Genomic DNA, 11,801 nt, shown 5'->3' with positions numbered 1-11,801 from the left:
GAGGAGTCCGTTACCGCTGAGGTTCCTTGTCGGGTCGGCCGGTGAGGGTGAGGAAGACGTCGTCGAGGTCGGGGGTGTGCACCGACATCGCCTCGACCTCGATCGACAGGTGATCGAGGCGGGCGAACAGGTCGCGCATCGAGCGGACGCCGCCGTCGCTGGGGATCCGCAGGGTGAGCGCGTCCTCGTCCAGGGATCCGGTGCCGAGGGCCGCCATGGCCGACCGCAGGGCGTCCGGGTCGGCGAAGGTGAGCCGGATGTGGCCGCCGGGGACCAGGCGCTTGAGCTCCTGCGGAGTGCCCTCGGCGATCAGCCGGCCGTGGTCGAGCAGCGCGATCCGGTCGGCGAGCTGATCGGCCTCCTCCAGGTACTGGGTGGTCAGGAAGATCGTGACGCCGCGGGCCGCCAGCGAACGGACGATCCGCCACATGGCGCGGCGGCTGCGCGGGTCCAGGCCGGTGGTCGGCTCGTCCAGGAAGATGATCCGCGGGTCGCCCACCAGGGTCATCGCGATGTCGAGCCGGCGCCGCATGCCGCCGGAGTAGGCGGCGGCCATCTTCCCGGCCGCGTCCACCAGGTCCCACTCCTCGAGCAGCGCGGCCACGCGGCGGCGGCCCTCGGCGCGGGGGAGGTGGTGCAGGTCCGCCATCAGCCGCAGGTTCTCCTCGCCGGTGAGCAGGTTGTCCACCGCGGAGAACTGGCCGGTGACGCCGATCGCGGCACGTACCGCATCGGGTTCGCGGGCCACGTCATGCCCGGCCACGCGGACCTGCCCGCCGTCGGCGCGGATCAGCGTGGACAGGATCTGCACCATGGTGGTCTTGCCCGCGCCGTTGGGGCCGAGCAGCGAGAAGATCGTTCCCTCGGCGACCTGCAGGTCCACGCCGTCGAGCACGACCTTGTCGCCGTAGGACTTGCTCAGCCCGGCGGTCTCGATGGCCGATTCCGTCATGTTCTTCCTACCTTCGGGGGTCAAGCGCGGCGGATGAGAACACCGCCGTGGCAGGTGCAAGCGCACTTCGACGGTTGCGCCGGGGCCGCCCGGGATTGGCGGTGGCCTCGAGGTCGCCGCGCACGTTGCCGTACTGGGAACTCACCTCAAGTCAGGCGGCGTTGCCCGGCGGGACGCCGACCTCCACCTCACCGAGACCGGTCTCCAGCACCGTGGTGCCGTGCGCGGACTTCGCATCGGGGGCAGTGCAGGAGCGGCCGACGAAGATGTCCCCGTCGACTGTCGTCGGTGATCTGTGCGGGGATGCCGGGGCGCGTTTTCGCGAGCCATGGCGTGATCGGGTATTTGCTGGATTTTCGCGTGGTCGGGCATGGGGTTCACGCTGCCCGGACGCGCTGACAGGGGTCTGAAAGCGGGCTGATGGCAGACGTCAGGGTGAGCAGAGCCGACCGAGCGCTTCGGCCCGGGGCATCCCGGCGCCCCGGTCGAACGCCTGTGCGTAGGCCGTCGCGCCGAGCCGTGCGGTGAGATCATCGATCAGCTCGCGCAGTTCCGGGTCGCCCCGGTCGAACGTCCCGCGAATGACCTGGCTCATGCCGAGCGCGGTCGCCGCCCCGGCCGCGTCCCCCTCCCGCGCCAGCAACCGGGCCAGCAGTTCCGCGGCCGGTGCCGCCATGTCTCGCAGGGCGGAGCCCACCCCCGCGACCCAGGGCAGCAGTTCCCGCGCCGCCGTCGTGGCCCCGGTGTCGATCCGAATGGCCATCCGGACCGGGGCGATGTGTATAGCGGCGGTCTGCTCGGCGCCGGGCTGCCCGCGAACGAGTGCCTCCAGGTGGTCGAGCATCTGCTCGGCGCGGTCCGGTTCGCCCGCGCGGCGGTGCAGGTCGGCCAGGCCCACCATTGCCTCGATCCGCAGGTGGGGCCGGCCGCGTTCGACCGCCTGCCGCAGGGCGGCGTCCAGGGCCCGCCGAGCCCCGTCCGGGTCGCCGGCGCGCAGTCGCTGGGCTCCCAGCCGGGCCCGGTACGAGATCTCTTCCTCCCAGCCGACCTCGGCCGCGAGCGTGACGCACCGTTCCAGGGCGGCCAGCGCCTGCTCGTGTTCTCCCTGAACGGCATGGTTCTGCGCCACCCTGCCCAGGGTGAACGCCAGGCCGAGCCGCTCGCCCACCGCCTCGAACCCGCGCAGCGCCCGCGTCCACTCCGCCGCCGCGCCCGTCCAGTCGCCCTGATCGTTCCGGAAGACGGCCCGCAACCAGGCCGCGACGGCCGCCGCCCACCGATCCGGATGGTCCTCGGCGGCCCGCAGCAGGCGTTCGGCCAGCTCTCGGCGACCGACGAAGTAGGCCATGGGCGCCGTCATGATCAGCAGCATCGGGTGGTGGTCCAGCGCGCCGGTGCCGATGCAGTCCTCGATGACCGAGCACACCTGCTCGGGGTCGGCGGGCGTTCCGTCCTTCCCGGGCATCCGATACAGCGCGGTGAGAGCGGCCCGGGTGTGGCCGGGGAGGGCGTCGCCGAAGCCGAGCACCTCGGCCACGAACCCCTCCGCCCGGGCATCCGAGCGCAACGTCTGCCAGTACCACAGCAGCGAGCCGGTCAGCCGCGCCGCCGCGTCCGCGGCGCCGTCGTTGATGGCCGTACGCAGCGCGGAGATCAGATTGTCGTACTCGGCGTCGAACCACCGCATCGAGGCGAGCTGTTCCCGGGACCGCACACGCGGCTCATGCTCCTCGGCCGATGCCAGGAAATACCGCAGGAACCGGTCGGCGATGGACTTCCGCTCGTCCAGCCGCTCGCTCGCGTACGCGCGGATGGTCTCCAGCATCCGGTACCGCCGCCCGTCCCACTGCACCAGCGACTTGTCCACCAGCGAGCCGAGCACGTAGACGACCTCGTCGGCGGGCAGCGTCCCGTCCGCGCAGACGGCCTCCAGGGCGGCCGCCGTCGCCCCGCCGGGGAAGATCGACAGCCGTGCGGCCAGCACCCGCTCCTGCTCGGTCAGCAGCTCCCAGCTCCACTCGACCACCGCCAGCAGTGTCCGGTGCCGCGGCAGCGCCGTCCGGCTGCCCGAGGTGAGCAGCCGGAACCGGTCATCGAGGCGGTGCGCGATCTGCTCGACGGTCATCGAGCGCAGCCGGGCGGCGGCCAGCTCCAGGGCCAGCGGCAGGCCGTCCAGCCGCCGGCAGATGTCGACGACCGGTCCCGCCGTCGACTCATCCAGTGCGAAGCCGGGCCGTACGGCCCGAGCCCGGTCGACGAACAGCCGCACCGCCGCGGAGTCGTCCGCCGTGGCGACCCCCGTCGGCAGTTCCAGCGGACCGAGCCGGCACAGCGCCTCACCGGTGATCGCCAGCGGTTCCCGGCTGGTGGCCAGGATCGTCAGCCGCGGCAGCCGTTCCAGAAGCAGGCCGGCGAACTCCGCGGCGGCGGCCACCAGGTGCTCGCAGTTGTCCAGCACCAGCACCGCCGCCTCGGGCCCGATCAGCTCCACCAGCTGGTCGATCACCCCCTGCCGACCTCCGGTCAAACGCACCTGGGCGGCACTGAGCACCCCCAGCACCGCCCCGGCGACCTCGCCCGCCGCCCCGACCGGATCTGCCGCCCCAGCCGGGCCTGCCACCCTGGCCGGATCTGCCGCCCCGGCCAGGTCGGCCGCCCCAGTCAGATCTGCCGTCCTGGCCGGGTCCACCGTTCTAGCCAAATCCGCCGGCCTGGCCGGGGCTGCCAGGTTCGTTCGGTCCGCCGTGCTCATCCGGTTCGGTGCGCTTTCCCGGCCCGACGGGTCGTTCTCGGCGGGCGCGCCCACTCCGGCCAGCGGTACGAACCACACCCGGCCCTGTTCGTTGGCCGGGTGCCGGGCCGCCGCCTCGATGGCCAGCCGGGTCTTCCCCACGCCGCCCGGCCCGACGATCGTGACCAGCCGGGCGGTCGCGAGCTGTCCGGCGAGCAGCCTCAGCTCCGCGTCCCGTCCGGTGAAGCTGGTGAGCTGCGCGGGCAGTCGTCCGGGTACGAGCTTCGGGCGCGTCACCGGCGGGTCGAGCTCGCCGCGCAGCAGGGCGAGGTGGACCTGCCGCAGCTCGGCCCCGGGGTCGACGCCGAGCTGCTCGGCGAGTGCGCCGCGGATCTCCTCGTACGCGGCGAGCGCCGCCGACTGCTGCCCCGCCGCATGAAGCGCGCGCATCCGCAGCACGGCCAGCCGCTCACGCAGCGGGTGCGCCCTGGCCGAGGCCTCCAGGTCGGCCAGCACCTCGCCGTGACGCCCCAGCCGCAACGCCGCCTCGAAGCGGTCCTCAACGGCCCCCAGCCGCAGCTCTTCCAGCCGCGCGACGGCCGTACGGACGAAGGAGACGTCCGGAAGGTCGCTCAGCGCCACGCCGGTCCACAAGCCCAGCGCCACGTCAAGGCTGGCGACGGCGGCGGCAGGCCGGTCCGCGGCCAGCTCCCGTCGGCCCCGCGCGGCCAGCTCCTCGAACCGCGGTGCGTCCACATCCGCCCTGAGCCGGTAGCCCCCGCCCGTCAGCTCCACCGCCGCAGCGCCCACGGCCTTGCGCAACCGTGACACCAGCGCCTGCAGGGCATTGGTCGCGTCGGCGAGCGGATCCGCCTCCCACAGGTCGTCGATGAGCACTTCGGACGGCACCGGCCGACCGCGAGCCAGCGCCAGCCTGGCCAGCAGGAGACGGACCCGGGCACCGGAAATGCCGATCGGCGATCCGTCGGCGTAGGCCCGAACCGGCCCCAGCAGCGCCACCCGAATCCCGCCGCCTTCGCTCACCCACCCATTGATACCGCCTGCCGCGGCGGCCGCGTGAACGCATAGGGACTCGGGGACGCGCGATGAGCCCCGGAACGGCTCCGCGTGATGTCGGTGGCGGTGTGCAGTTCGCATCAATGGCCTGCTGTGCGAGGCCGGAGCGGCGAGGCGATTCCGCAGGTCGCCGTTCTGCGAGGCCGTGACCTGCGCGGACGCTCTCCTTTTTGGTTGGTCGCGCCTTCCCCGGGGCCGGGCTCGGGCGGCTGTCTATCCGCGGTCCGAGCTTGGTTTGGTAGTGCCGTCCGGGGTCGTTCCGGGTTTGATGTGGAGGACCTCGCGGGCCTGTTCGGCGGCGCGGGCGGTGCTCTCGCTGACGAAGTCGAGGAAGCGGGCGGCGCCCTCGAGGCGGGCGCCGGCGGGGGTGTGGGGGCCGAGGATGCCGACGCCCTGCCGTGCGGTCTCGACGACCTGGGCGAGGGAGCGGGCGCTGGCGATCATCGACTGGTACCAGACGTCGTCGTCGACGACGTAGCGCTCGCGGCGGCGTTCGTCGCGTTCCCGGCGGACGAGGCCCTGGTCCTCCAGGAACGTGATCGCCTTGGAGATGGACGCCGGGCTGACCTGGAGGCGCTGGACGAGTTCGGACGCGGTGAGGCTGCCGGAGTCGGTGGTGTAGAGGCAGGCCAGTACCCGGGCCGTCATCTTGGGCATGCCCGAGGCCATGAAGACGGTGGTGAGCACCTCCGCGAACTCGCGCACGGCCTCGGGGTCGCGTCCGTGCGGCTGGGGGACCGACTCCGGCCCTCGGGACGAGGCGGGCCTGCGCCGGTGGGCGCGGCGTTCGGTGGCGTGGTGGGCCAGGTCGGCGCGGTAGCCGGTGGGGCCGCCGTTGCGCATCACCTCACGCGTGATCGTCGAGGTCGGACGATCGAGGCGGCGGGCGATCTCCGCGTAGGCCAGGCCGTCGGCCAGCCCCAGCGCGATCTGCTGGCGTTCCTGCAGGGTGAGCCTGCCTCCCGGCATCGCGACCTCCTCGGTGCTCCTCGATGCCTGCAGTGTAGCGTTCACCCCCAATCCATTGCAACGAACAGCATCACCGTCGTTGCGTTAAGCTCAGGCCCATTGCAATGATTTTCACGCTTCTACCTGCATAAATATTGATCGTGTGCAACGAACTTGTTGCCATCACCTTGAACGCAACGTAGCGTTTCCAACATCGGAAACAACGAGCACAGGAGCGCACGATGCAGAAGTTCGACACCCCCGCCCCGATCTCCGCCGTCCTGGACATCCCCGCGGGGCGGGTGCAGTTCATCGCCGCCGACCGGGCCGACACCGCGGTCGAGGTCCGCCCCGCGGACGCCTCGAAGGGCCGCGACGTGAAGGCCGCGGAGCAGACGAAGGTCGAGTACGGCGACGGCGTCCTGCGGATCGAGGTGCCGGTGAAGAACCAGTACTTCGGCCCCTCCGGATCCGTCGAGGTGACGGTCCGGCTGCCCGCCGGTTCCCGGGTCGAGGCCAGGGCCTCCGCCGCCGAGTTCCGGGCCGTCGGACGGCTGGGCGAGGTGACCTTCGAGGGCGCGCACGGCCAGGTCAAGGTCGACGAGGCCGCCGGCGCCCGCATCACCGCCGTGGCCGGTGACGTCACGGTCGGCCGGCTCACCGGAGCCGCGGAGATCAGCACCGGCAAGGGCGACATCAGCATCGCCGAGGTCGCAGGCGGCACGGTCGTGCTGCGCACCGAGGCCGGTGATGTGTCGGTCGGCGCCGCCCCCGGCGTCTCGGCCGCCCTGGACGCGGGCACCGGTCACGGCCGCGTCACCAACGCCCTCAAGAACGACGGCGCCGCCGACCTCGACATCCACGCGACCACCGCCTACGGCGACATCGTCGCCCGCAGCCTCTGACCCGCGGCCTCCGACCCCGCGGCCTCCCAAGGAGCAGCATCATGACGAACCTGGCCATCGCGGCGAACGGGCTGCGCAAGTCCTACGGCGACAAGGTCGTGCTCGACGGCGTCGACCTGGCCGTCCCCGAAGGGACGATCTTCTCCCTGCTCGGCCCGAACGGCGCCGGCAAGACCACCACCGTCCAGATCCTGTCCACCCTGATCCCGGCCGACGGCGGCACCGTCCGGGTCGCCGGCCATGACCTGGCCCGCAGGCCGGACGACGTGCGCGGCGCGATCGGCGTCACCGGCCAGTACTCGGCCGTCGACAAGCTGCTCACCGGCGAGGAGAACCTGCTCCTCATGGCCGACCTCAAGCACCTGTCCCGCAGGGACGGCAGGCGCAGGGCCGCCGAACTGCTCGACCGCTTCGACCTGGCCGACGCGGCGCGCAAGCCGGCCGGAACCTACTCCGGCGGCATGCAGCGCCGGCTCGACCTGGCGATGACCCTGGTCGGCGACCCCCGCCTGATCTTCCTGGACGAGCCCACCACCGGCCTGGACCCGCGCAGCCGCCGCGCCATGTGGCAGATCGTGCGGGAACTCGTCGCCGGCGGCGTCACCATCTTCCTCACCACCCAGTACCTGGAGGAGGCCGACGAGCTCGCCGACCGGATCGTCCTCCTCGACCACGGACGGCTGATCGCCGAAGGCACCGCCGAAGAGCTCAAGCGGCTCATCCCCGGCGGCCACATCGAGCTCACCTTCGCCGACCCGCACCTGCTCGACGCGGCCCGTCAGCTCGTCGGGGCCGGAGTCGCCGACCCCGAGGCGCTCACCCTGCAGGTGCCGAGCGACGGCGGCGTCCGCGCGATCCGTGAACTGCTCGCCCTGCTGGACGAACGCTCGATCGACGTCGCCGAGATGAGCGTCCACACCCCCGACCTCGACGACGTCTTCCTCACCCTGACCGGCCGGCAGAAGGAGGCCACCCGATGAGCACCCTCACCCTCGCCGTGCGCGACTCCTCCACCATGGTCCGGCGCCAGCTCAAGCGCCTGCTCCGCTACCCGTCCATGACCGTGCAGCTGGTCGTCACGCCCGTCATCCTCCTGCTGCTGTTCGTCTACGTCTTCGGCGGCACCCTCGGCGCCGGCCTCGGCGGTGGCCGCGACGTCTACGTCGACTACGTCGTCCCCGGCATCCTGCTCATGGCGGCCGCCACCGCCGCGACCGGAACCGCCGTCATGGTCGCCACCGACATGACCGAAGGCATCATCGCCCGCTTCCGCACCATGCGGATCTGGCGGCCCTCGGTCCTCACCGGCCACGTCGTCGGCGCCGTCATCCAGCAGTTCCTCGGCATGGCCGTCCTCATCGGCGTCGCCCTGCTGATCGGCTTCCGCCCGAACGCCACCGCCACCGAATGGCTGGCCGCCGCCGGACTGCTCACCCTGTTCGTCGTGGCCATCACCTGGCTGTCGGTCGCCCTCGGCCTGAAGTCCCCGACCCCCGAGGCCGCCAGCAACGCCCCGATGCCCCTGATCCTGCTGCCCTTCCTCGGCAGCGGCTTCGTCCCCACCGACTCCATGCCCACCGCCATCCGCTGGTTCGCCGAATACCAGCCCTTCACCCCGATCATGGAAACCGTCCGCGGCCTCCTCCTCGGCACCCCGATCGGCAACAGCGCCGCCATCGCCACCGCCTGGTGCGCCGGCATCGCCGCCGTCTCCTACCTCTGGGCCAAGAGCACCTTCAACAAGTCCTGACCATGAACCGGCCGAACAGGGCCGTCAGACCGACCGGTCTGACGGCCCTGAGCCCTTTCCACCCGTCCCACCGACCGGCTCGACCTGCGAGAAGGATCGGAGCGGTCGCCGTCACCGACGTCCGGCTCCGCGAAGGCGAGTTCATCACCTGGCCCCCGACGACGACCCCCGCCCGTGGGACCCGTGGAGCCGGCGGCGGTTCGCGGTGATGCCGCCGCTTCCGGGGCGGCGCATCACCGGTGTGAAGGGCGGGTCAGATGACGTGTTCGGTCCAGCGGCGGCACACCGTGGCGAGGGTCTGGGCGCCGTCGGCGGCCCACACGTCGGCGTTGAAGATCTCGACCTCGATGTCGCCGGTGTAGCCGGCGGCGTCGGTGAGGCGGACGAAGCCGCGCAGGTCGATGTGGCCGTCGCCGAGCATGCCGCGGGACAGCAGGGCGTCGGGGGGCAGCGGGGTGATCCAGTCGGCCAACTGGACACCGGCGATCCGTTCCCCCGCCCGGGTGAGCTGGGCGGGCAGTTGCGGGTCCCACCAGGTGTGGAAGGAGTCGACCACCACGCCCACCGCACTGGAGGGGAAGCGTTCGGCCAGGTCCAGGGCCTCGCCGAGGGTGGCGAGCACGCCCCGGTCGGCGGTGTAGAGCGGGTGCATCGGCTCCAGGGCCAGCCGTACGTTCCGTTCGACGGCGTACGGGACCAGCAGGTCGAGGGACTCGGCCACCCGGGCGCGGGCCGCGGGCAGGTCGCGGGAGCCGGGTGGGAGGCCGCCGACGACCAGGACCAGGCAGGCGGCGCCGAGTTCGGCGGCCTCGTCGATCGCGCGGCGGTTGTCGTCCAGGGCGTTCCGCCAGGCGTCGGGGTCGGGTGAGGTGAGGAAGCCGCCGCGGCACAGGGAGGAGACGCGCAGTCCGGCCTCGGCGACCAGCTTGGCGCTTGCCCGTAGTCCGTACGCCCGGACGGGTTCTCGCCACAGGCCGATCGCCGGTACGCCTGCGGCCGCGCATCCGGCGACCGCTTCGGCGACGTTCCACCGGTCGATGGTCTTCTGGTTCAGCGAAAGGCGGTGCAGGCGTGCGTCGCCGGGTTCGGGCGTGGGGACGGCCGCCGGGCGGCCGGACGGGACGTCGAGGTCGGTCATCGGGCGAGTCCCGCGGTTGCGAGCAGCGAACGCATGCGGGCGGCGGCCAGGTCGGGGTCGGGCAGCAGCCCGGCGGCGTCGGCGAGGCGGAAGGTCCGGGCCAGGTGCAGGATGCCGCGGCCCGACTGCAGGCCGCCGACCATGACGAAGCCGGGTTGCAGCCCGGCGATCCACGCCAGGAAGGCGATCCCGGTCTTGTAGTAGGGGGTGGGGGCGGCGAAGACGTGCCGGGACAGCGGGACGGTCGGGGCGAGAAGAGCGTCGTAGGCGTCCAGGTCGCCCCGGTCCAGGGCGTGCAGTGCGCGGGCGGCGACCGGGGCGATGCCGGCGAAGATCCCCAGCAGGGCGTCGGAGTGGCCGAACTCGTCCCCGCGGATCAGTTCGGGGTAGTGGAAGTCGTCCCCGGTGTAGAGCCGGACCCCCGCAGGCAGGGAACGCCGCAGCGCGACCTCGTGGCCGGCGTCCAGCAGGGACACCTTGACCCCGTCGATCCTGCCGGCGTTCTCCTTGACCAGCTCCAGGAACGCGGTGGTCGCGGTGCCGGTGTCGGTCGATCCCCAGTAGCCGCGCAGCGCCGGGTCGAACACCTCCCCGAGCCAGTGCAGGATGACCCGGCCGGAGCACTGGCCGAGCACCCGCCGGTAGACCTCCAGGTAGTCCTCGGCGGTCCGGGCGGTGGCCGCCAGCGCCCGGCTGGCCATGAGGATCACGCCCGCGCCGGCGTCCTCGGCCACGGCGAGCTGCTCCAGGTACGCCTCGGCGATGCGGTCGAGGTCGTGCGGGCCGGGCGGGAGGTGGTCGGTGCCGACGCCGACCGCGACCGTGCCGCCGCACGCGCGGGCCTCGGCGGCGCTGCGGCGGATCAGCTCGGAGGTCGCCGCCCAGTCCAGGCCCATGCCCCGCTGGGCGGTGTCCATCGCGTCGGCGACGCCGAGCCCCTGCCGCCACAGATGGCGGCGGAAGGCCAGCGTGGCGTCCCAGTCGATCGCGGCCGGGGCGCCGGGGGTGTTGTCGCCGTACGGGTCGGCCGCCACGTGCGCGGCGGCGTACACGACCCGGGACTTCGGCGGGGACGGCGGCGGCGTCCAGTCGGCCGGGGCGCCGAGGGTGTGGACCGAGCCGCCGTCCTCGTCGGGCAGCCACAGGGAGGTCACAGCGTCACCTCCGGGATCTGGATGCGGCGGCCCTCGGCCGACGACCGCAGGCCCAGCTCGGCGAGCCGGATGCCGCGGACCCCGGACACGAAGTCGTACGGGTGCGGCGAGCCGTCGGCGACGTGCCGGACGAACTGCTCCCACTGGGCCTTGAAGCCGTTGTCCAGGTCGGCGTTGTCGGGCACCTCCAGCCACTGGTCGCGGAACGGCTCGGTGACCGGGAGGTCGGGGTTCCACACCGGCTTGGGCGTGTTCACCCGGTGCTGGACCCTGCAGTTGCGCAGGCCCGCCACCGCGCTGCCCTCGGTGCCGTCGACCTGGAACTCCACCAGCTCGTCGCGGTTGACCCGCACCGCCCAGGAGGAGTTGATCTGGGCGATGATCCCGCCGTCCAGCTCGAAGATCCCGTAGGCGGCGTCGTCGGCGGTCGCGGTGTAGCTGCGGCCCTGCTCGTCGACCCGGGTGGGGATGTGCGTGACGACCTTGGCCGTCACCGCCCGGACGGGGCCGAAGAGGTTCTCCAGCACGTAGTTCCAGTGGCAGAACATGTCGACGGTGATGCCGCCGCCGTCCTCCTTGCGGTAGTTCCAGCTCGGCCGCTGCGCGGGCTGCCAGTCGCCCTCGAACACCCAGTAGCCGAACTCGCCGCGCACCGACAGCACCCGCCCGAAGAAGCCGGCGTCCAGCAGCCTCTTCAGCTTCACCAGGCCCGGCAGGTACAGCTTGTCGTGCACCACTCCGTGGCGGACCCCGGCCCGCGCGGCGGCCCGCGCCAGCCGCAGCGCGCCCTCCACCGACTCGGCGGTCGGCTTCTCGGTGTAGACGTCCCAGCCCGCGTCGATCGCGGTCAGGATCGCCTTCTCCCTGGCCTGGGTGATCTGGGCGTCGAAGTAGATGCCGGTGCCGTCGGCCAGCGCGGACTCCAGGTCGGTGGTCCAGCGGTCGAGGCCGTGCCGGTCGGCGATCTCCTTCAGCCTGGCCTCGTTGCGCCCGACCAGGATCGGGTCGAGCGTCACGCGGGACCCGTCGGCCAGGAGCACGCCGCCCTGCTCGCGGATCGCCAGCACCGACCGCACCAGATGCTGGCGGTAGCCCATCCGGCCCGTCACGCCGTTCATGATCACTTTGATGGTCCGCATGGACACC

General features: G+C 72.5%; 9 protein-coding genes. 3 read left to right on the top strand and 6 right to left on the bottom strand.

Annotation, left to right across the window (positions count from 1 at the left end; all coding sequences use genetic code 11):
- Positions 1–10 precede the first annotated feature (10 nt).
- From HNR21_RS15405 to HNR21_RS15395, 3 genes are all read right to left on the bottom strand, one after another.
- Complete coding sequence (locus HNR21_RS15405) at positions 11–952, bottom strand: ATP-binding cassette domain-containing protein (protein WP_182705769.1); 942 nt, start codon at positions 950–952, stop codon at positions 11–13.
- Positions 953–1,382: 430 nt separating this feature from the next.
- A complete protein-coding gene (locus HNR21_RS35285) occupies positions 1,383–4,727 on the bottom strand; it encodes an ATP-binding protein (protein WP_312881048.1) in 3,345 nt (1,114 codons plus the stop codon).
- Positions 4,728–4,973: 246 nt separating this feature from the next.
- Positions 4,974–5,729 (bottom strand): GbsR/MarR family transcriptional regulator, encoded by a 756-nt coding sequence (locus HNR21_RS15395; protein WP_182708645.1) that lies wholly within the window; start codon positions 5,727–5,729, stop codon positions 4,974–4,976.
- A gap of 221 nt (positions 5,730–5,950) precedes the next feature.
- On the opposite strand from HNR21_RS15395, the gene HNR21_RS15390 reads away from it, so the two are divergent.
- From HNR21_RS15390 to HNR21_RS15380, 3 genes are read left to right on the top strand one after another with little or no spacing between them, the layout of a single operon-like run.
- Positions 5,951–6,613 (top strand): DUF4097 family beta strand repeat-containing protein, encoded by a 663-nt coding sequence (locus HNR21_RS15390; protein ID WP_182705768.1) that lies wholly within the window; start codon positions 5,951–5,953, stop codon positions 6,611–6,613.
- 41 nt (positions 6,614–6,654) lie between these two features.
- Positions 6,655–7,593, top strand: a complete 939-nt coding sequence (locus tag HNR21_RS15385; protein ID WP_182705767.1) for an ATP-binding cassette domain-containing protein — start codon at positions 6,655–6,657, stop codon at positions 7,591–7,593.
- Positions 7,590–8,363, top strand: coding sequence for an ABC transporter permease (locus HNR21_RS15380; RefSeq protein WP_182705766.1), 774 nt, complete (start codon positions 7,590–7,592; stop codon positions 8,361–8,363). The genes HNR21_RS15385 and HNR21_RS15380 overlap by 4 nt, the downstream gene beginning before the upstream one ends.
- A 253-nt stretch (positions 8,364–8,616) precedes the next feature.
- Here the strand turns inward: HNR21_RS15380 and HNR21_RS15375 are convergent, their stop codons facing one another.
- The 3 genes from HNR21_RS15375 to HNR21_RS15365 are packed head-to-tail and all read right to left on the bottom strand — an operon-like array spanning position 8,617 to position 11,794.
- A complete protein-coding gene (locus tag HNR21_RS15375) occupies positions 8,617–9,501 on the bottom strand; it encodes a sugar phosphate isomerase/epimerase family protein (protein WP_182705765.1) in 885 nt (294 codons plus the stop codon).
- The gene (locus HNR21_RS15370) at positions 9,498–10,655 is read right to left on the bottom strand and encodes a dihydrodipicolinate synthase family protein (protein ID WP_182705764.1); all 1,158 of its coding nucleotides are present in this window, start codon (positions 10,653–10,655) and stop codon (positions 9,498–9,500) included. The genes HNR21_RS15375 and HNR21_RS15370 overlap by 4 nt, the downstream gene beginning before the upstream one ends.
- On the bottom strand, positions 10,652–11,794 hold the full coding sequence (locus HNR21_RS15365; protein WP_246442171.1) for a Gfo/Idh/MocA family protein: 1,143 nt from the start codon (positions 11,792–11,794) through the stop codon (positions 10,652–10,654). Before HNR21_RS15365 ends, HNR21_RS15370 begins: the two co-directional genes overlap by 4 nt.
- Between the last annotated feature and the right edge of the window lie 7 nt (positions 11,795–11,801).

Source organism: Thermomonospora cellulosilytica, from assembly GCF_014138835.1.
GTDB lineage: Bacteria > Actinomycetota > Actinomycetes > Streptosporangiales > Streptosporangiaceae > Thermomonospora > Thermomonospora amylolytica.
The sequence above is the reverse complement of the archived record's forward strand: the minus strand, read 5'-3'. Positions and strand labels throughout refer to the sequence as shown.